Source organism: Sulfitobacter sp. (genome assembly GCF_039977885.1).
Taxonomy (GTDB): Bacteria; Pseudomonadota; Alphaproteobacteria; order Rhodobacterales; family Rhodobacteraceae; genus Sulfitobacter.
In genome coordinates, this window is record NZ_JBDWCI010000008.1 from 93,202 (window position 1) to 113,119 (window position 19,918).

Annotated in this window: 21 protein-coding genes; 9 read left to right on the plus strand and 12 right to left on the minus strand. The window is 57.4% G+C overall.

Annotated features, from left to right (window positions below; translation table 11 throughout):
• Nucleotides 1–19: 19 nt before the first annotated feature.
• Nucleotides 20–1,387, minus strand: coding sequence for a glutathione-disulfide reductase (gene gor / locus ABJM03_RS05060; protein ID WP_348297508.1), 1,368 nt, complete (start codon nt 1,385–1,387; stop codon nt 20–22).
• Between the two features lie 128 nt (nt 1,388–1,515).
• A complete protein-coding gene (rpiA, locus tag ABJM03_RS05065) occupies nt 1,516–2,304 on the minus strand; it encodes a ribose-5-phosphate isomerase RpiA (protein WP_348297509.1) in 789 nt (262 codons plus the stop codon).
• Between the two features lie 154 nt (nt 2,305–2,458).
• Here rpiA and ABJM03_RS05070 point away from each other — a divergent pair, with 154 nt between their 5' ends.
• The 5 genes from ABJM03_RS05070 to ABJM03_RS05090 all read left to right on the plus strand — a co-directional run bounded on the left by ABJM03_RS05070 (nt 2,459) and on the right by ABJM03_RS05090 (nt 7,765).
• Nucleotides 2,459–3,160 carry a glutathione S-transferase family protein gene (locus ABJM03_RS05070; protein ID WP_348297510.1) on the plus strand — a complete coding sequence of 234 codons (702 nt, stop codon included), beginning with the start codon at nt 2,459–2,461 and terminating at the stop codon, nt 3,158–3,160.
• Entirely contained in the window at nt 3,160–4,533 is a 1,374-nt protein-coding gene (locus tag ABJM03_RS05075) for an L-serine ammonia-lyase (protein ID WP_348297511.1), read from the plus strand. The genes ABJM03_RS05070 and ABJM03_RS05075 overlap by 1 nt, the downstream gene beginning before the upstream one ends.
• 101 nt (nt 4,534–4,634) lie before the next feature.
• Complete coding sequence (locus tag ABJM03_RS05080) at nt 4,635–5,663, plus strand: hypothetical protein (protein ID WP_348416072.1); 1,029 nt, start codon at nt 4,635–4,637, stop codon at nt 5,661–5,663.
• Between the two features lie 206 nt (nt 5,664–5,869).
• The gene (locus ABJM03_RS05085) at nt 5,870–6,802 is read left to right on the plus strand and encodes a hypothetical protein (protein ID WP_348416074.1); all 933 of its coding nucleotides are present in this window, start codon (nt 5,870–5,872) and stop codon (nt 6,800–6,802) included.
• 42 nt (nt 6,803–6,844) lie between these two features.
• On the plus strand, nt 6,845–7,765 hold the full coding sequence (locus ABJM03_RS05090) for a DMT family transporter (RefSeq protein ID WP_348297514.1): 921 nt from the start codon (nt 6,845–6,847) through the stop codon (nt 7,763–7,765).
• Here ABJM03_RS05090 and ABJM03_RS05095 read toward each other — a convergent pair.
• Nucleotides 7,674–8,393 carry a thiamine diphosphokinase gene (locus ABJM03_RS05095; protein WP_348297515.1) on the minus strand — a complete coding sequence of 240 codons (720 nt, stop codon included), beginning with the start codon at nt 8,391–8,393 and terminating at the stop codon, nt 7,674–7,676. The two genes, ABJM03_RS05090 and ABJM03_RS05095, sit on opposite strands and share 92 nt — an antisense overlap.
• A 138-nt stretch (nt 8,394–8,531) precedes the next feature.
• Here ABJM03_RS05095 and ABJM03_RS05100 point away from each other — a divergent pair, with 138 nt between their 5' ends.
• Nucleotides 8,532–10,700 carry a hypothetical protein gene (locus ABJM03_RS05100; RefSeq protein ID WP_348297516.1) on the plus strand — a complete coding sequence of 723 codons (2,169 nt, stop codon included), beginning with the start codon at nt 8,532–8,534 and terminating at the stop codon, nt 10,698–10,700.
• A gap of 508 nt (nt 10,701–11,208) precedes the next feature.
• Here the strand turns inward: ABJM03_RS05100 and ABJM03_RS05105 are convergent.
• The 6 genes from ABJM03_RS05105 to ABJM03_RS05130 all read right to left on the minus strand — a co-directional run bounded on the left by ABJM03_RS05105 (nt 11,209) and on the right by ABJM03_RS05130 (nt 15,241).
• A complete protein-coding gene (locus tag ABJM03_RS05105; protein WP_348297518.1) occupies nt 11,209–11,961 on the minus strand; it encodes a hypothetical protein in 753 nt (250 codons plus the stop codon).
• 419 nt (nt 11,962–12,380) lie between these two features.
• On the minus strand, nt 12,381–12,800 hold the full coding sequence (locus ABJM03_RS05110) for a class I SAM-dependent methyltransferase (RefSeq protein WP_348297519.1): 420 nt from the start codon (nt 12,798–12,800) through the stop codon (nt 12,381–12,383).
• Between the two features lie 138 nt (nt 12,801–12,938).
• Nucleotides 12,939–13,106 carry a hypothetical protein gene (locus ABJM03_RS05115; protein ID WP_348297520.1) on the minus strand — a complete coding sequence of 56 codons (168 nt, stop codon included), beginning with the start codon at nt 13,104–13,106 and terminating at the stop codon, nt 12,939–12,941.
• Nucleotides 13,107–13,288: 182 nt separating this feature from the next.
• Nucleotides 13,289–13,648 (minus strand): glyoxalase superfamily protein, encoded by a 360-nt coding sequence (locus ABJM03_RS05120; protein WP_348297521.1) that lies wholly within the window; start codon nt 13,646–13,648, stop codon nt 13,289–13,291.
• Nucleotides 13,645–13,878 carry a DUF2842 domain-containing protein gene (locus ABJM03_RS05125; protein WP_348297522.1) on the minus strand — a complete coding sequence of 78 codons (234 nt, stop codon included), beginning with the start codon at nt 13,876–13,878 and terminating at the stop codon, nt 13,645–13,647. The genes ABJM03_RS05120 and ABJM03_RS05125 overlap by 4 nt, the downstream gene beginning before the upstream one ends.
• 70 nt (nt 13,879–13,948) lie before the next feature.
• Nucleotides 13,949–15,241 (minus strand): adenylosuccinate synthase, encoded by a 1,293-nt coding sequence (locus tag ABJM03_RS05130; protein WP_348297523.1) that lies wholly within the window; start codon nt 15,239–15,241, stop codon nt 13,949–13,951.
• A 167-nt stretch (nt 15,242–15,408) separates the two neighbouring features.
• Here ABJM03_RS05130 and ABJM03_RS05135 point away from each other — a divergent pair, with 167 nt between their 5' ends.
• A complete protein-coding gene (locus tag ABJM03_RS05135) occupies nt 15,409–15,804 on the plus strand; it encodes a DUF6524 family protein (protein ID WP_348297524.1) in 396 nt (131 codons plus the stop codon).
• 33 nt (nt 15,805–15,837) lie between these two features.
• Here ABJM03_RS05135 and ABJM03_RS05140 read toward each other — a convergent pair whose 3' ends face one another.
• Genes ABJM03_RS05140 through nthA form a run of 3 tightly spaced genes read right to left on the minus strand, consistent with a single transcriptional unit; the run spans nt 15,838 to nt 17,452 of the window.
• Nucleotides 15,838–16,164 carry a nitrile hydratase accessory protein gene (locus ABJM03_RS05140; RefSeq protein ID WP_348297525.1) on the minus strand — a complete coding sequence of 109 codons (327 nt, stop codon included), beginning with the start codon at nt 16,162–16,164 and terminating at the stop codon, nt 15,838–15,840.
• Nucleotides 16,161–16,835, minus strand: a complete 675-nt coding sequence (gene nthB / locus ABJM03_RS05145; protein ID WP_348297526.1) for a nitrile hydratase subunit beta — start codon at nt 16,833–16,835, stop codon at nt 16,161–16,163. Before nthB ends, ABJM03_RS05140 begins: the two co-directional genes overlap by 4 nt.
• Complete coding sequence (gene nthA / locus ABJM03_RS05150; RefSeq protein WP_348297527.1) at nt 16,832–17,452, minus strand: nitrile hydratase subunit alpha; 621 nt, start codon at nt 17,450–17,452, stop codon at nt 16,832–16,834. The genes nthB and nthA overlap by 4 nt, the downstream gene beginning before the upstream one ends.
• Nucleotides 17,453–17,586: 134 nt before the next feature.
• Between nthA and secG the strand changes: the two genes are divergently transcribed.
• Together secG and ABJM03_RS05160 are read left to right on the plus strand one after the other, a co-directional pair.
• On the plus strand, nt 17,587–17,952 hold the full coding sequence (gene secG, locus ABJM03_RS05155) for a preprotein translocase subunit SecG (protein WP_348297528.1): 366 nt from the start codon (nt 17,587–17,589) through the stop codon (nt 17,950–17,952).
• A 195-nt stretch (nt 17,953–18,147) separates the two neighbouring features.
• The gene (locus ABJM03_RS05160) at nt 18,148–19,797 is read left to right on the plus strand and encodes a CTP synthase (protein ID WP_348297529.1); all 1,650 of its coding nucleotides are present in this window, start codon (nt 18,148–18,150) and stop codon (nt 19,795–19,797) included.
• Nucleotides 19,798–19,918 lie beyond the last annotated feature (121 nt).

A 19,918-nucleotide genomic window follows, 5' to 3' on the forward strand; every position in this document is an offset into this window, starting at 1 on the left:
TATCGCCTTTTGCCGCCCCTTACGAGGTCCGCGTTGGCGTGCGCATCGTAACCAATTCCTCCGACATCGTGGGATGCACTGCGCAGGTCTGGTCAAACTGCTCTTTTGTGGCCCCCATTTTAATCGCGATGCCCGCCATCTGGATCATCTCGCCCGATTGTGGTGCGACGATGTGACAGCCCAGAACCACGCGGGTTTTCTGGCTCACGACGAGCTTCATCATCACGCGGTCATCGCGCCCCGCAAAAGATGTCTGCATCGGTTTGAAGGTGGTCGCATAAACCTCGATCGGCTCTTGCGCGCGCGCCTCTTCCTCGGACAGGCCCACGGTGCCCATTTCAGGCTGGGTGAACACGGCAGAAGCGATCAGTTCATGATCCACCGGCGTAGGCTCACCACCAAAGACAGTTTTGACAAAGGCCATGCCCTCGCGGATCGCAACCGGCGTGAGATTCACGCGGTCCGTCACATCGCCAATTGCATAGACCGATGGCACAGAGGTCTGGCTGTATTCATCCACCTCGATGGCACCGCCCTTGCCCATACCAATGCCCAGCGCTTCCAGCCCCATATCAGCCGAATTCGGCTTGCGACCGGTGGCAAAGAATACTTTTTCATAAACTTTTTCGAGGCCGGTATCGGTCTTGACCCATGTGCCGCCATCGCGGTCTTCCATATGGGCGATATTGGTGCCGTCCTGCATGATGATGCCGCGCGCGCCCATCTGTTCGGCCACCAATGTGCGTGCCTCGTTGTCAAAACCGTTGAGGATCTGCTCACCGCGGTACATCAGCGTCACTTCAACGCCCAGACCGTGCAAAATACAGGCAAATTCACAAGCGATATAGCCGCCGCCCACGATCAGCATGGATTTAGGCAGCGTATCAAGATGGAAAATATCGTCTGAAATAATACCCAACTCCGCATTCTCGACCGGCAGGCGCACAGGGCGGCCGCCCGTGGCGATCAGGATATGTTTCGCGGTCTTTTCCTCACCGGTAGACAATTTTACCGTATGCGCATCCTCGAGCGTGGCGCGCGCGTCGAACTTGTCCACGCCAGAGTTATCCAACAGCTTGCGGTAAATACCTTCAAGGCGGTCCAGCTCACCGCGCATTTTGCCTGCAAAATTATCCCAGTTGAAATCGCCGTCTTTGACATCCCAACCATAGTCGCGGGCATCCTGAAACATGTCACGGTAGGTCGATGCGAACACCATCAGCTTTTTCGGCACACAGCCCCGGATGACGCAGGTCCCGCCATAGCGGTCTTCTTCGGCCAGTCCTACGCGGGCGCCATATTCACCTGCCGCAACCCGCGCCGCGCGCACGCCGCCCGAACCGCCACCGATAACAAACAGGTCATAGTCAAACTGGTCTTCGGACATCTAAAGCTCTCCGCTGTGCGATTGATTTTTGCATGTCTAGCGCGGCACAGTGCCAATGACCATATCGGCCCCGATCAAATACCTGTGCCGCAAAGCCGCAGCAAGCTAATGGCCCGCCGCGCCAGAGCCTATTCGCTCAGGTCTGAAAACAGATTGTCACTCTCGACGAAATCCAGACGTTCGGTATCGACGGTGCCTTCGTTGATGTCCCGCACCTCTACACGACCATCGCCATAGCCGATCACAACCGTGTCGCAGATATCAATGAACAGACCGTTTTCCACCACACCGGGCATCTGGTTGACCACCAGCGCCAATTGGCGCGGGTTGCCGATGCGGCCCAGATGCAGGTCAAGGATATGGTTGCCCTCATCCGTGACAAAAGGACGGTCGCCATTCATGCGCAGCGTGCTTTTACGGCCCAGCACATCCATAGAGATCAGCGTCTCTTCGACCAACGCCTGCGTGGTCTGCCAGCCAAAAGGGATTACTTCGATGGGCAACGGGAAGGCGCCCAGATGCTCGACCTCTTTGCCGATGTCGGCAATCACAACCATCTGGTCGCTGGCTGTGGCCACGATCTTTTCTTGCAGCAATGCGCCGCCGCCGCCTTTGATCAGGTTCTGGTCACCGTCAAATTCATCCGCGCCGTCAATCGTCAGATCCAGCCACTTTGCCTCATCCAGCGAGATAACCTCGATCCCGACTTCGCGCGCCAGTTGCGCCGTGCGCGTGGATGTCGGCACACCGCGGATTTTCAACCCGTCATCGCGCACCATCTCACCCAGACAACGCACCAGCCATGCGGCGGTCGATCCGGTGCCAAGGCCGACACGCATGCCGTCCTCTACAAATTGCGCCGCACGTTTGGCGGCTACGAATTTCGCTTTATCGATGGGCGACAGTTCCGAGGACATAGGGCAGCTCCGATTGGGGACTCGCCCTGCTTATAGGAAAGATGCGCGCGCGGTGCGAGAGGCAATTGCCCCCACGCTCCCCCACGCCCGAAACATGCGCCGTTCCGTCGCATTCAGACAGGCGGCAGGCCCGGCTTTGCCGCACAAAAAGGGAATGAGCTATACCCTGCACTTTGCCCCTGACAATGCCTCCCTGATCATTCGCCTCGCGCTTGAACAGCTGGGCCAGCCCTATCACACGACCTTGGTCGACCGCGCAATCAATGCCCAGCGCAAGCCTGCCTATCTGGCGCTTAACCCCAACGGGTTGATCCCCGTGCTGGAAACCCCGCAAGGTCCCATTTTCGAAACAGGTGCAATCCTGCTTTGGCTGGGCGACCGCCACGGCGAGATTGGCGTGGCCCCCGACCATCCTGCGCGCGCCGACTACCTCAAATGGCTGTTCTATATCGCCAACACCCTGCACCCTGCCCTGCGCATGATGTTCTATCCCGATAAATACATCCCCGATGATACAGCTGCCCAAACGGCTCTGCGGCAGGGGCTGCACGGCACAATCAAATCCGCCCTGCACCAGCTTGACGCATTGGCAGCAAACCCGCCAGGCGGTTTCAACGGCACCCTGCCCGATGCCCTGCAATTCTATCTCGCCGGGTGCCTGCGCTGGTGCGCGCTTTATCCCACCGACACCGACCGCCGCTGGTTCGATCTCAATGCCACCCCCGCCTTGGCGCAGATATGTACCGCATTAGAGGCGCGCCCCTGTACCCACGCCCTGCAAACCGCCGAAGGATTGGGAGCCAACCCTTTCACTGCGCCGAACTATGCCAACCCGCCCCAAGGGAGTGCGACCTGATGTTTCTATCTGTCTTCGATATGTTCAAAGTGGGCATTGGCCCCTCTTCTTCGCACACCATGGGGCCGATGGTCGCCGCCGCGCGTTTTCTTGACCTGATGCGGGCATCGCCCTTCCATTTTGCAGGCGTGCGCGCCTCCCTACACGGCAGCCTTGCCTTTACCGGCGTCGGCCATGCCACCGACCGCGCCACCATCCTTGGCCTCGCGGGCTTTACCCCTGAAACCTATGAGGCCGAACAGGCCGAAGCTGTCCTGAGCGCCATCACGCGCACCCACACCATCGAGGTAGACGGGCTGCCGCCCCTGCGCTTTGCCCCGAAAAAGGATATTATCTTTGACTATGAAACCCCTCTGACCGGCCACGCCAACGGCATGACCCTGATGGCCACAGACGCCCAAGGTGACGTAACACTGCGGCAGGTCTATTACTCTATCGGCGGCGGTTTTGTCATGACCGAAGAGGAACTGGCCGCAGGCAAAGACACCGACGAGGGCGCGCCGGTGCCCTACCCGTTCAAATCAGCAGCCGAGATGCTCAAGATGGCCCATGCCTCGGGCAAATCCATCGCCGCGATGAAACGCGCCAATGAGGAATCGCGCGGAGGTGCGGATAATTTGCGCAGCGGCACCAAACGCTTGTGGCAGGTGATGAACGACTGCATCAATCGCGGGCTAGAGACCGACGGCACCCTACCCGGCGGCCTTAACGTCAAACGTCGCGCCAAAGGCATCCATGAGGCCCTGCTGGCCGAACGCGGCCTGAACCAGCCCGCGCCGCATACCATCAACGACTGGATGAGCACCTATGCCATGGCCGTGAATGAGGAAAACGCCGCAGGCGGCCAAGTCGTCACCGCGCCCACCAATGGTGCAGCAGGTGTGCTACCCGCCACGCTGCGCTACTACCTCGATCATGTCCCCGGTGCCTCAGAGAGCCACATCGAAGATTTCCTTCTCACCGCCGCCGCCATCGGCGGGTTGGTCAAATTCAACGCCTCCATCTCGGGCGCCGAAGCGGGCTGTCAGGCAGAGGTCGGCTCTGCGGCAGCCATGTCCGCCGCTGGGCTTTGCGCGGTGATGGGTGGCACGCCCGAACAGGTCGAAAACGCCGCCGAAATCGCGCTCGAGCACCATCTCGGCATGACCTGCGACCCCGTGCGTGGTTTGGTTCAGGTGCCTTGTATCGAACGCAACGGCCTTGGCGCGATCAAAGCGGTATCCGCTGCAAGCCTCGCCCTGCGCGGTGACGGCACCCATCTGGTGCCATTGGACGCCTGCATTGAGACCATGCGCCAGACCGGTGCCGACATGAGTGAGAAATACAAAGAAACGTCACTGGGCGGCTTGGCGGTCAACATACCGAACTGTTGATAGCAGCAGCAATCCGGCGCCCTTACGCTTTGCAAAATTCGTGCTACCGTGTAGTAAGTCGAGGCTACCGGCCTTCTTTGCTGCCTTTCATGGCTGTCGATATGGACAAGATGATCATGAAGACAACCAAAGTTTCCCAGCCTCTCGATACAACATCAAACAACGCTGAGTTACCGGCGTGGTTAAGCAAGGCAATCGCGCAAGAACAAGCCACGCAAGATATCGAAGCCTTTTTACGCGCCCAGCCCGAGATCCACGACCTAAGCGATCTCACGCCGCTTAAAGTCTCCCGATTTGCTTGTGTATTTTCTGTTCGGGTGAACGGCGAAAATGTCGTCGTAAAGCAGTTTTTCAAAGCCACAGCAGACCAGACTGTGCGTAAGTTGAAAAGCGAGCTCGATTATATCGAAGCCCTGTTCGGTGACGGCGATTGTCAGGCCAACACATGCCGGATGGCCTGGCCGAGCGAGGGAATTGTCATGCTCAGCTTTGCCCCCGGTCCGCGCCTTGGCGACGTCCTATCGGGGCTGGAAGGCAATGAACGGCGCGACCTGCTCAATCACAGCGGTAGATGGCTTGCCCGTTATACAGCACCACGCCGTCATGAGGGCAGCTTCAGCCCAAACTTCTGGATCAAAAGGCTCCGGAAGAAAAACTTGGACGCTATCACTGATCCTGCTGATCTGACGCTCCTGAAACAGCTTATCCATGCAATGGAGGCTCAAGCACAGACGATAAAGGGATGTCCCATCCTCCATGCAGCAACGCACAATGATTTTGTCGGGATCAACGCGCATTATAAGGACGGCATTATTTATGGTGTGGATATACAGGGTGAAACATGGCACCCAACGGCCAAAGACGCTGCGCGTTTTCTGGTTTGGCTACAAATCCACAACCGCACCCAACCGCAAAACCGCCGTTCGGGCATTTGCCAGAATGATTGGGACGCCTTCCTGAGCAGCAACGTCATCTCGGCAAGCGAACAAGAAACAACCATGCCCTTTCTGATCGGCGATCAATTATATCGCAGATACATTTCGGAATACGCCCGCCCGCGCAAAAGAAAGAACACAACAGCAGCGATTACGGCCTACCTAGATGAACGTCTGCCCCAACGGTCCTCATAATTCGACAGACCGCTAGCAGCTCGGCCATCCCTTTAATTTTTCTTATAAAAATCTAAAATCTGTCACTTTTCGATGTGACTAGCGTCAATTAGCGCAGTGCGCATTCATCCACAGCCAAAGCACACTGCGTTTTGAAGGCCTATTTCGACCTTCGATGTTCTTTGGCTCCTAGCTAGATACAACCTATAATAGAGGTCGCCATTTAGATGAAAGATATTATGCCGCGTCACCGCGAGCCGGCCCGGGTTGCGATGGAATCTGGATTTGCACATAGCATGAGCCGCCACACCGCCCTCTTTTACCGGCGCTCGCGCAAAACCCTCGTTGTGACATTCGACAATATGAAATGCCGTGATCGACCCGGCCCTGCTTTTCCTTGGGGCTATGGTTTTCTGGCGAAACAAAATCACTCCCACCTGGGAATTGTCATGCGCCGCCGTAATGATTGGTTCCGGCACGGCGACCTGACCCGTTTCTTTGACAAGCTAAAGGCAGATGGTTTCTTTGATGGCTTTGAAAATGTCGTCTTTTACGGAAGCTCTATGGGAGGCTATGGCGCGCTCGCCTATGTCTCCGCAGCACCCAATGCGCGGGTCGTGGTGTTTTCACCTCAAACCAGTCTGGATCCGGAGCAGGCTCCATTTGAAACCCGCTACCGTACCAGCTTTGCGCGGGGTGATTGGTCTGGTTCTTACGTCGATGGTGCGCATGAGGCCCGAACAGCGCGGGAAGTTACCCTATTTTATGATCCTTATGAACCCGCCGACCGTGAGCACGTTGCGAGATTACAAAATGCGGGTGTTAACCTGAACCTGATGAAAATCCCCTTCGGAGGGCATGACACCATGCGCAGGCTGATCATTCGGGGCCTTCAATCCGACATTTGCGGTGCAGCCCTGGAGGGGCGCCTAAGCCCGGATGACTTTGCCCTCCGGCTTCGAAGAGCCCGTGGTGTTCAAGCCGTCTCACGCACAACACTGACCCGCGCCATTGAAAAGGGACACCCCCAATTGGTTTTAGCAACGTTGCTTAAGCTGGAAAAAAGCAGACCCGGCTGGAAATTCCCGAAAATCAAACGGGATGCACAAGATGCAATTAATCGGACCAACCCATCGCAGTTTCTCCAGGGAGCCCCCTAACTCTCCTTGCAAGCAACCGCGGCTAAGCCTACCCCTTCGGCTATGAATACTGACCGCCCCCTTCTCGGCATCTTGCTGATGCTAGGCTTTTGCATCCTCGCACCATTGGGCGATGCGATTGCCAAAATTCTCGGCCCCTCCATCCCGCTGGGACAACTTGTACTGACCCGCTTTACGGTGCAGGCGGTGGTCCTGATCCCGCTGGTGATGCTGAGCCGGATGAACTGGCGGCTGTCTGCGCGGGCATGGCGGCTGACGTTGATCCGCACCATGCTGCATATTCTTGGCATTGGCTTTATGTTCGTCTCCCTGCGCTATCTGCCGCTGGCCGATGCAATTGCTATTGTCTTTGTGATGCCCTTTATCATGCTGTTGCTGGGCCACTTTATACTGGGCGAAGAAGTCGGCCTGCACCGCATGGCGGCCTGTGCGGTGGGCTTTATCGGTACATTGCTGGTGATCCAGCCAAATTTCCTTGCCGTTGGTTGGGTCGCACTTTTGCCGCTCGCTGTTGCTGTCCTTTTTGCGCTTTTCATGCTCACCACCCGCCAGATCGCCAAAGAGGCCGACCCCGTCGCCCTGCAAGCAATCAGCGGCGTGATAGCAATCGCTTTGCTGCTGCCCCTGACCCTATGGGGCACACTCGCAGGGTTCGCCCCTGCCAGCCTTGTGATCCCCGCCGCAATGGATTGGGCTTTGCTCGTCGCGATCGGGCTGTTGGGCACATTTGCACATCTGCTGATGACATGGTCGTTGCGTTTTGCCCCCAGTGCCACATTGGCACCGATGCAATATCTCGAAATCCCCGTGGCCACGATTGTCGGGTTCTGGCTGTTCCGCGAACTGCCTGATACTGTGGCAGCCCTCGGGATTATGCTGACGGTGGCGTCGGGGATATATGTGATCCTGCGTGAACAGGCCACCGCGCGCCGCCTTGCAAAAACTGCGCCACCAGCGGCCTAAGATAGCGGCGCGGCGCAATCAGCAGCATCCCCGGCCCCTCCATCTCCAGGCGCATCGGCCCCATCGCACGGTTTGACGTGCCCACAAAGCGCGCCGGATCAAAGGCCAGCCCGTCAATCGGCCACTCCAACCCCGTGCTGCACCCTGCGACCGGCACCAAAGGAAAGAGCGACACAACATCCCCCGCCTGCGTATCCAGCGCCAGAACAGGCGGCGCGATCAAGACGACCTCCTCTTCGGCCAGCAGGATGCAGGGCCGGTCTGCGCGCACCAACAGCGTGTGAAAGGCCGCCAGCTGGTGATCAATACGCCCGCCGCAAAACCCCGCGCCAATCACCACAGGCGCCTGCACATGACGAAGAGCCTTGTCGAAATCGGTAGATTGTTGTTCACTTATCCGGTGCTGGCGCGCCTTCGGGATATGTTGCAGCGCGTCTGGGGGCGCACTGTCCATGTCACCGATCACCGCCCATGGGGTCACCCCTGCGGACAAAGCCGTGACCAGCCCGCCATCCACCGCCACCAGTTTGGGGGCGATACTTAAGACCTCCGCAATATCTGATGCGGTAGCCTGCCCCCCACCAAGAAGCGCAACCGGATCGGGACTTTGACAAATGGCTTCAGACATATGCAATTCATTTCAAAATGACTGTATGGCCACAATTAGGTCACACAATGATACCGACCCCGGCACAGTTTCGGGCCGCTTTTGTCTTGGATATCATGGTAATCCTGTCGCAACAAACGCGCAGAGGACGAGCATCCGATGATTAACAGCAACAAGATTCTTACAGTATCCTATGGTACTTTTTCATGCACCCTTGAAGGATTCGATGATTCCTTCGGGACGATGAAGGCCATTGCCGAGTATTTCCGCGATCTGTCCGCCGATGACCGCTACTTTGGGGCAGAACCCGTACAGCCGGACGCACAAATGCTGGCACGTATCGCCCAACGGGAAATTTCGCGGCAGGTGGACGCCCGCGAAGATGAGGGCCGCATCGTCCTCTCCGCACGCGAACTTTCGCAACAATCCCCTCCCGCAGTGGACACCACCGCGCCCGAGGCCCCTGTTGCCCCCGAGGCCTCCGTTGAACAGGCCGCAGCGCCGGTTCAGGATATCCCCGACACCGCCGCTCAGGATGACACTCCGTCCGCAAAAACGGCTCCCGAAGGCGAATCTATCGCCGATGCCGCCCCTACCGAAGCCGCGGACGAGATCGTAGAAGATATGACCGGGCAAACCGCAGCAGAGGCCGAAGCCCCCGCCGCAGCCCTGTCTGATGATCCCGAACATGACATCGTGCCCAGCCTTCCTGACGCAGAGGTCGAAGCCTTCTTTGCGGACAGTTCAGCCTCCGATGCACCCGAAGAAGACATCGTCGAGGAGATCGAGACAGACCAGGAGCCTGCGCAAACCCGCGCCAAAGCCGATAGCATTGCCGAAAAGCTCAAGCGCATCCGCGCCGTGGTCTCCCACCAACCCGAGGCCGTAGCCACACTCGACTATTCCGAAGACCAACATGCCGATGCCGACAACACCGATACCATGGCAGACATCGCTGATGTGCAGTCCGAGGATAACTCGGACATGTTGTCCACCACTCTTCGCGACATCGAGGATGCGCTGGAGGAAGATGACGCTTTTGAACCAGTGACAGCCGAGGATGCCCCGGACGCTGCGGAAGAAGAAGAAGACGACGACATCGCTGCCATTTTGAGCCGCCTCGAAGATGAAGCCGATGATGAGGTCGATGCCAATCTCGACAACCTCATGGTTGATGAAGACGACGCGCCCGAGGCCGACGATGATCTCTCTGGCAACATCCTGTCGGCAATGGATGAAGACGGCGACCGGGAGGATGACGACAATATGTTCGACGCCGCCCCCGAAACGCCCGCTCAGGCCGAGACCGAGGCAGAAGCCCCCGCGCCTGCCAAACCCGCAGCCCCCCGCGCCCGCGTGCTCAAGGTAAAGCGCGCCACCCTCGAGGCGGCGATCAAATCCGGTCAGCTGGAAGAATACGACGACGAGGACGAAGCCGAGGCCGCTGCACCGGCAGACGCCCCGAAATCCAGCCTCAGCGATGAAGCAGAGGCCGAATTGGCCCGCGAGCTGGCCGAACTCGAAGCGGATATGGCCGCCTCCAAAGCCGCTGCCGCCGAAGAAGCCGCAGAGCTCGAAATCGCGGAGACAGCCGACGCCGACCTGCCCGACGAGCAGGACACCCCGGCCGAGCCTTCCCGCGCCAAACTTGACGCCGGTGCCGATGAAAGCTTCTCCCGCTTGATGGAAGAAACCGAAAACCAGATGGTCGAGCCCGAAGGCAGCACACGCCGCGATGCATTCGCCCACCTGCGCGCAGCGGTTGCCGCGAAAAAAGCTGACGAAGCCGTTGGCGGAACGCTGGACGAACGGGACAACGACGAAGCCTACCGTGAAGATCTGGCCAGCGTTGTGCGCCCGCGCCGTCCCACCGGCAGCGACCGCCCCCGCACCGAGCGTCCAAGCGAGCCGCGTCCTGCGCCGCTCAAGCTGGTGGCCGAGCAACGCATCGACACAGCCGAGCCGCGCCACGTGACCCCGGTGCGCCCGCGCCGCGTTGTCGCCGCCGTGCCAACCGCTGCCGAGCAGGATTCGCCCGACGCCTCCAGCTTTGCCGATTTTGCCGCTGAAATGGGCGCGCTGCAATTGCCAGACCTGCTCGAAGCTGCTGCGGCCTACCTGTCCTTTGTCGAGGGTCACGAGGAATTCTCGCGCCCGCAGCTGATGACCAAAGTGCGTCAGGTAGAAAAAGAGAACTTTACCCGCGAAGACGGCCTGCGCTGCTTTGGCAAATTGCTGCGCGAAGGCAAAATCGAAAAACTGGCAGGGGGCCGTTTTCAGGCTTCCGACCAGATCAGCTTCAAGCCGGACGCCCGCGCGGCAGGCTGATTTTGAAGACCGTAGAATGACAAAAGGCGGGCCTCAGGGTCCGCCTTTTTGCATTGGCTGAATAGGCTGCGCAGAAAACTGCACAGCGAGCCGAAATTGCTGACCACCAAGCATCGAAAACCTGCAAGGTTTGGCAGCCACAACCGACATCGTTTTATCACCCAGTCGACAAAACTAGCGTTCGCACAAGGCGCAGCAAATTGCAGATCCGAGGCCAGATTACCGATATTCTGCAACGTCACGCATGTTTGCTATCGTCACACAGCCAAAACCGGTCAGGTTTTGAATGGTTTTTAGCGGCGTAAATTCGGGCGGTTTTAGACTATGCCAAAAGGAACGGCTTTTGGGAGAGATGTCGAGGTCCGCTATGCGGGACTTTTCAGACCTTCGCTTCACACGCACCAGTGTCCGCTTCAGCGGACCGTTCAACAAACGGTCGTTTTAGGGAGACGGTATGTCGGGAGTTGGGAATAGTTCAGGTTTCGCAAATTACGCCTGTCAAATTGCTCTAAAGACGTCCCCCGATCCAGTTGGTGAACCGTTGCCACATACCGCCAAACTCAGGCGTTTCCATCGTTCGTACACTGTCAGTTACGCTATCAAGCGTTGCTATACTCGTGTCCCAAGCAGTTTGAGGAGATTGCTTTATACTGGTCCATACTTCTTGTTTTGTCGGAATCTGTATGGCGCAAACCGCATTTCTGTCATCCGAGCGAGCAGTTTTAGGATCAAGAGCGACTTGAAGATCGTAAAGATCAGTCATGTTATCACAAGCTGTCTTGAGCTCGTATGCTGTTGCTGCAAGGACAATCGCAACCCCGTAGACTGGAATGCTTTCACCCGGGATACTGGACACGTTTGCGAGGGTTGATCGCGCTGTCCGATTCATGGTGCGATCAAGAACTTCTTGTGTGGCTTGCTTAACCGTAGTCGACCGCCCTCTGAATGTAACAGCATCAGCTTGTCGAATGCGCGCATTCTCTGCAATAAGGCTGGAAGCACGGCGTTTCTCAATATCGAGATCTGCCCTTAGCCGCGTATTTTGTGTGGTCAGGTCAAAAGTTTTGGCTTTTGATCGCCCGACAACGGTGGACGTTGTTCCCGCCACAGCTGAAATTGCAGTGCTTGTGATGGCAGCCAGCGCAGTGATTGTATGGCTGGCTACGAAAAAGCTAAGAAAAAGCAAAAAAGCCAATATGCGGCCGGTTGTGAAGATAATTCGGATTGACCCGATTGTAAGCGCTAGAGTTTTCTTAACCATTTTTACCAATCAGATCCTGTATGTCTCAATTCTTAATTTGAAGCCAAAGTGCAGAATTAGAGAAGACTTATCAATGCGAGAAAACAGAAGGCTTGTTTCTGATTGTCCGTTACGTCGAATTATACAGCTCGGGATCGACCAGCTTCGTGTTGGAAACGCCAGCACTATCGCCGTGCAAGACCCTTCCACAACCCCTCCTTTTTGGCACACGCCCAAACTACCATAATTTATGCAGCCACAAACCCCGTTCAAAACCCAAGCGGTTGTTGAAGGTTTGTGGCTCTCTCGTGATAGCGGATATCCGTGAACCGCACAGCATCGGTCAAATTGGGCTCGAACCGCACCTCCTCTGCATCCGCACACCTGTCCCAGAACCATGGTTGTGGGACGCGTCAATTACAGATCATGTGTTCATACCGCTATAACAGCTCGACAATGCCTACACGGTTTCCAATATGCCATGCCGATGAAATGTCCGGTGAATCGCAGACTTCTTGCCAACACTCCCACATGTCATCCGAGAATCCTAAATCGTCAAAAATAACCAATGCACCTGATTGGCTTACCTGTTTCACAAGCTCAAACTGCGCCAGCACGACAGATTTCGTATGGATAGCATCAATTAGAGTGATCGTTGCTTTGGGGGTCACCAACGACAAATTGTCTTCGAATGTCCCTGCTGTCAGTATGAACTGATCGCTGATTGCTTCAAAGTTTGCGCGCGCGATAGAGCACCATAGTTCATTCGGCTCGAAGCTGACCAAATGACCTTTACCAACAATGTCGAGACCTGCCAGCCAATACATCCCACTCGCGCCGAAAGCTGCACCAAATTCCAATATGGTTTCCGGTCTTTTCTGCGCTGCCAGCAAAGCGTAAAACTGGCAGATGCCGCGCCCTGTTCTGACTTGGGATATATTACGCTTTGCCGCCGGGCCAGTGCTGTGGACGTAATCCGGTATCTGATCGTAGCCATGTCAGAGAGGCATCTTGCCTTTCTCACCCGTTTTTGAAATCGCATCTTCTATCTTTAGAAACGTGGCTTGTGCGCTCTCTGCAAATGCCGCCTGATGCTTATTGTAGCTCAACATCAGGTCATTATTGGCACCATAATCACCGCGCACATTCTTTAATTTCAATCTCAAAATATCACTCCATCTAGCGACCGGCATATTAATTGAACCATTAGAGCGACGCCTTTTCCAAATAACAACCGTATGTTGAACGGCTCGTGGAAAGTCGACATTGACCTATATTGTCCAAAACATCCCCCTTGGGGGCCGTTCGCGTGCAACCCATGACAAAAATCAGGGAAAACGGGTAATGATTAGGTAGATTTCGCGCAGAAAATCAGCCGATTGCCGCTAGGATCTTTGATCGACATCTCATCCCAGCCCCATTCCTGCCGCTGCCATTCGGGTTTTGCGTATTTATATGATTTCGCCTTCAGCGCCACCGACATTGCCGCAGCATCCGCCACTTCGATCCGCACCGCCCCGCCAGGTGAGGCATCGCCGAAATGCTCTGACAGATGAATTTCGCAATCGCCCGATTTCACCGCCATATAAAGCGGCGCATCCGGATCAAAGCGATGTTCAAACACCAGCTCAAAGCCCAGAAAGTCGAGATAGAACTCTTTCGACAGCTCGGCGTTGAAACTACGCAGGATGGGAACGGGCGCTTTCATTGCAGTGGATCGGCAGGCCCGTCGGGATCCGCCTGTCCCACGCCCTTGAACACGGCTTTCATCGGAAAGGCCCAGAGCACACCCGAACCGATATAGATCAGCAGTTCCAGCCAGAAAGGCGGGCGGTCAAATTGCGCAATGATCCAGATCATCGCCACGATATACACCGGAAGCCCGATCAGCAGCACAAACAGCGACCAGCGGCGGCGGGCTTTGTAACTTAGGGCCATGGCGATCATCCTTTGTCTACGGGGCTGCATTCAACATGACGCAGCCCGCGTAGGTTTCAATTGCGGCAGATCAGTCCTCGAACGGGTCCGTGACCAGAATCGTATCTTCCCGCTCGGGCGATGTCGACAACAGCGCCACAGGGCACTCGATCAGCTCTTCGACACGGCGCACATATTTGATGGCTTCCGCAGGCAGATCCGCCCACGACCGCGCCCCCTCGGTGGATTGTGACCAGCCGGGCATTTCCTCATAGATCGGCGTGCAGCGCGCCTGTTGGTCGGCGGCGGTGGGAAGGTAATCCAACCGTTTGCCGTCCAGCTCATAAGCCACACAAATCTTGAGCGTCTCGAACCCGTCCAGCACGTCGAGTTTGGTAAACGAGATGCCGTTGACGCCCGAAGTCGCACAGGTCTGGCGCACCAGAACCGCATCGAACCAACCACAGCGGCGTTTGCGCCCTGTCACAGTGCCAAACTCATGGCCCCGCTCACCCAGACGCTGACCATCCGCATCATCCAGCTCGGCCGGGAACGGGCCTTCGCCCACGCGGGTGGTATAGGCCTTCACGATGCCCAGAACAAAATCGATCGAGCCAGGGCCAATGCCCGTGCCCGTTGCCGCCTGCCCTGCAATCACGTTGGAGGAAGTCACAAACGGGTATGTGCCAAAGTCGATATCCAGCAACGCGCCCTGCGCGCCTTCAAACAGGATTCGCTTGCCCGCTTTGCGCTTCTCGTTGAGAATCTTCCAAACCGGTGCGGCGTATTCCAGAACGGTCGGCGCAATGGCGCGCAGATCGGCCAACAGGCGCGCGCGGTCCACAGGCTCAAGCCCCAAACCACGGCGCAGCGCATCATGGTGAACCAACGCACGGTCCACACGCAGCTCAAGCGTGGCGTCATCGGCCAAATCGGCCACACGGACCGAACGGCGGCCCACTTTGTCTTCATAGGCGGGGCCAATGCCGCGCCCTGTTGTGCCGATCTTGGCAACTGATGTTTGCGCCTCACGGGCGCGGTCCAGCTCACCGTGGATCGGCAGGATCAGCGGCGTGTTTTCCGCGATCATCAGCGACTCGGGCGTGATCGACACACCCTGACTGCGCAGACCCTCGATTTCGTTTTTCAGATGCCAAGGGTCCAGCACCACACCATTGCCGATCACCGACAATTTGCCACCGCGCACAATGCCCGACGGCAGCAAGCTCAGTTTGAACACTTCGCCGTCAATAACCAGCGTGTGACCGGCGTTATGCCCGCCCTGAAAACGTGCGATCACATCGGCACGCTCGGACAGCCAGTCGACGATCTTGCCTTTACCTTCGTCGCCCCATTGGGCGCCTACGACAACAACATTGGCCATGATATTCCTCTCAAAGCTGCGGGGAGCACGTGCGGCATGCATGGTGCAAACCCGCGCCCGTATAGCGCCCTGTGCGGCGGCATGGAACCGCAAACTGCCCGCCGAGCATAGACTTTTGCCCCACTTGACCGGATAAAGCGCGCAAACAGGACCAAGGACGACTGAAAATGGGCTTTTTCATACGCTGGATCTGCGCCTTTGCGCTGCTTGCCGCGACCTTTAACCCCACCGAATATAACTATGTGCAATGGGTGCGCAGCTATGGCGGGATGAATGTCTCGATCGCCGTGCTGGCCGGACTGGTGCTGCTGATCGGCTATATCATTTATCTACGTGCCACCCTGCGCAGCATCGGCGCATTTGGCATGATCCTTGTATTGGCCGTGGTCGGGGCCGGCATCTGGGTGCTTTATGATCTGGGCGTGCTACGCCTTCAGGACCCCAGCCTCAATGTCTGGCTTGGCCTCGGCGCGCTCAGCTTTGTGCTTGCCATTGGTCTGAGCTGGAGCATCGTGCGCCGCGCGCTATCAGGTCAGGCCGATGTGGATGACGTTGATGCCTGATCACAGGACATTGGGCGGCGCGGGTTGAGGCATTCAGACCTCGACAGCGCCGTCTAGCGTCACAGGCTGACCGTGGGCCGTGCTCAAATAGGCGCGTTCCCATGCTGCACGCGTCTGCTCGACGACGGCAGGATCGGCCAGATCAATTTCTGCCAAAAACCCTTCCAGCGTCTCCAGCCAAGCCGCGAAATAATCATCGCCGCCGTTCAACTCTTTGGACAGCCCGTGCTGCTTGAGCATCGCGCCAAAGCGTTCCGCCCAATCCGACCAGACAAAATGCCCCGCTTCATTTAAATGCACGGTCAGCGCAAAAAGCTGCGCATGCCACGGCGCGTCAAATACAGGTTCAGGCGCGTTCATGCCGGCGCCAGATAGCTTTGCCACAGGTCCAGAACCACCTCGTCACGCGAGTGCTCGGGATGGGCCCAAAGCTCGGAGGCAGGAAAAGCCACCGCATAAAGCGGCTCTGGCGCTTCGCCTAATCCATGCGCATTGCTGTCAGGAAAAACATGCGTCCCGTGATACCGCACAATCCGCCCCCGCGCGCCCGCCGCATAGGTGGGCAGCCGTGTATGGCCGCCGTCCACCAACAGGTTCTCGGCAATCTTGCGGGTCACCACCGCATCACCCACGGCAAAAATAGCCGCTACATTACTGTCACGATCCACAGGGCCGCCACGCGCGAGCACCCCCGCCACCTGATCAGCCGTCAATTTCTTTGCCGCCAATGCGCTGATTTCATCCGCGCCCTTGCCCGCCAGATCATCACGGCTCAGCACACCTGTCTGCACCAAAAGCGCGGCCAACCCGCCCATCCATAGCTCGTAATAGCTGAAAGCAGTGTAATCCTGAGGCGAAAGACATTCACGCGCATGGCGCGACACATCAATGTTCCACTTGCCCAACATCCCCGCAGCAAGAGTGAGCGCCAATGCACGCGCGTGCCAATCCTCGTGAAACACCTCATCTTCGGATGAAGGCACCACCGGCCCGTCACCAAAGCGCCCGCCCATGTCATGAACGCGGCTCACGCAGGCACCCGGGCAAGCGCTGTGCCAATCATACTGTCGCGTGACACTAATTCCATAAGCGCCTCTTCGGACCAGCCCGCGGTGCCGTCAGGCCGCATCGGCAACACCAGATACCGCACCTCAGCCGTCGAATCCCACACCCGAACGGCGGTTCCCTCTGGCAATGTCACGCCGAATTCCGCCAACACCTTGCGTGGCTCACGGACCGACCGCGCGCGGTAGGCGTCAGATTTGTACCAGCCCGGCGGAATACCCAACAACGGCCAAGGATAGCAGCTGCACAGCGTGCACACGACCATATTATGCGTCTCGGGCGTGTTCTCGACCACGACCATATGTTCGCCCTGCCGCCCGTAATACCCCAACGCACTTAATGTGGCCGTCGCATCATCGCGCAACGCCTGCAAAAACTCGGGATCGCTCCAAGCTTTGGCAACCACGCGCGCGCCATTGCGTGGCCCGATCTTGTTTTCATATGTATCTATGATCTCATCCAGCGCGGCGGCATCCACCAGCCCCTTGTTTGTGAGAATGGTTTCAAGGGCTTTCACGCGCAGGGCGGGCGCAGGCGGAAGTAAACTATGCGGGTGATCGTGGTCATGGCTATCATGGGGCATAGGCCGCAGACTGCCTTGCAAAAAGCACCTTGTCCATGCCTCACAGTGCAAACAAGCGCATCCTCCCTTGCCCATAGCCGCAAATGTGCCTAGATACCCCCAAACCGGTCCAGTTAAAGAGCAGCCAGCACCCTATGGAAAACGTCGTCCTGATCATCCACCTTATCCTTGCCCTCGGTCTGATCGGCGTTGTGTTGTTGCAGCGCTCCGAAGGGGGCGGTTTGGGAATTGGCGGTGGCGGCGGTGGAAACTCCGGCCGTCCGGCAGCCTCCCCCATGAGCAAGGTAACATGGATTCTGGGCGCGGCCTTTGTTGTGACCTCGATCACACTGACCATTGTTTCTGCCCAGAAATCCGCTGGCGTCTCGGTCCTCGACAGGCTCACCGCTTCGCCGCCCGCATTGAACCAGAATGACGACAGCCCCGCCTCACCGGGTCTGGGCAGTCTGCTGCCCCCGGCGCAAGGCGACAACGCCCCGCTGGTTCCGACAGTCGACTAAAAACCACGAACTCAACAAGTTGAGGCAATAGCGGCAATCGCAACATGATGTTGCGACCACTGCCTTGCCTTGCTGTTCCGAATCCTGTTAGACTGAGGTCCCGTGGTGGTGCGATATTTGCACCCGCTTGGACCTCATTTATTCAGGCCCAAAAGACGTAGAGCAGACGCAAAAACGCGCACGGGAGAACGATCCATGGCACGCTATATTTTCATCACCGGCGGTGTTGTATCCTCACTTGGCAAGGGTCTCGCCTCTGCCGCATTGGGCGCCTTGCTTCAGGCACGCGGCTTTTCGGTCCGCCTGCGCAAGCTTGATCCCTATCTCAACGTCGATCCCGGCACGATGAGCCCGTTCGAGCATGGCGAAGTTTTTGTCACCGATGATGGTGCCGAAACCGACCTTGATCTGGGCCACTATGAACGCTTCACCGGCGTTGCAGCGCGCAAGACTGATTCCGTCTCATCCGGCCGCGTCTATTCCACCGTGCTGGAAAAAGAACGCCGCGGCGATTATCTGGGCAAAACCATTCAGGTCATCCCCCATGTCACAAACGAGATCAAAGATTTCCTCGCTGTGGGCGAAGACGAAGTCGATTTTATGCTCTGCGAAATCGGCGGCACCGTGGGCGACATCGAAGGCCTGCCGTTTTTCGAGGCCATCCGCCAGTTCAGCCATGATAAACCGCGCGGCCAATGTATCTTTATGCACCTCACGCTGCTGCCCTACCTTGCGGCCAGCGGTGAGCTAAAAACAAAACCCACACAACACTCGGTCAAGGAACTGCAAAGCATCGGCATCGCCCCCGACATCCTTGTCTGCCGCTCCGAACAGCCGATCCCCGAGAAAGAGCGCGAGAAAATCGCCCTCTTCTGCAACGTGCGCAAAGAAGCCGTTGTCGCCGCCTATGACCTCAAATCCATCTATGAGGCCCCGCTGGCCTATCACGCCCAAGGGCTTGATCAGGCCGTGCTGGACGCCTTCGACATCTCCCCCGCCCCCAAGCCCGATCTGGCCGTGTGGCACGATGTCTATGACCGCATCAACAACCCCGAAGGCGAAGTAAAAGTCGCGATTGTGGGCAAATACACCCAGCTTGAAGATGCCTATAAATCGATCAAAGAGGCGCTGACCCACGGCGGCATGGCCAACCGTGTGCGCGTAAATGTCGAATGGGTCGATTCGGAAGTCTTTGACAAAGCCGATGATGTCGCCCCCTACCTTGAGGGCTATCACGCCATTCTGGTGCCCGGCGGCTTTGGCGAACGTGGCACCGAAGGTAAAATCAAAGCCGCGCAATACGCACGTGAACACAAGGTCCCCTATCTGGGCATCTGCCTTGGCATGCAAATGGCCGTGATCGAGGCCGCGCGCAATGTGGCCGGCCTCTCGGCGGCGGGCTCGGAAGAGTTCGACCACGAATCGGCGGGCAAGAAGCGGTTTGAACCAGTCGTCTATCACCTCAAGGAATGGGTACAGGGCAACCACAAGGTCGAGCGTAAAGTCGGCGATGACAAAGGTGGCACCATGCGCTTGGGTGCTTATGACGCGACCCTGACCGAGGGATCGAAAGTCGCCGAAGTCTATGGCACCACCGCCATCGACGAACGCCACCGCCACCGCTATGAGGTCGACATCGCCTACCGCGAACAGCTCGAGGCGGCCGGGCTGACCTTTTCCGGCATGTCACCGGACGGCAAACTGCCCGAGATTGTGGAATGGTCCGATCACCCGTGGTTCATCGGCGTACAATTCCACCCTGAACTGAAATCAAAACCCTTCAAGCCGCATCCGCTGTTTGAAGGATTTGTGAGCGCAGCCAAGAAAAACTCGCGGCTCGTCTAGAAAAAATGCGCCACCTCTCGCAGGTGGCGCGGCCTACGTTTTCGTGAGCTAAACTGACTTGATCATGGCAAAAGACGCTGTCACGCTGCGTTAACTGCACACTTCCCAAGATGTCCCAGTC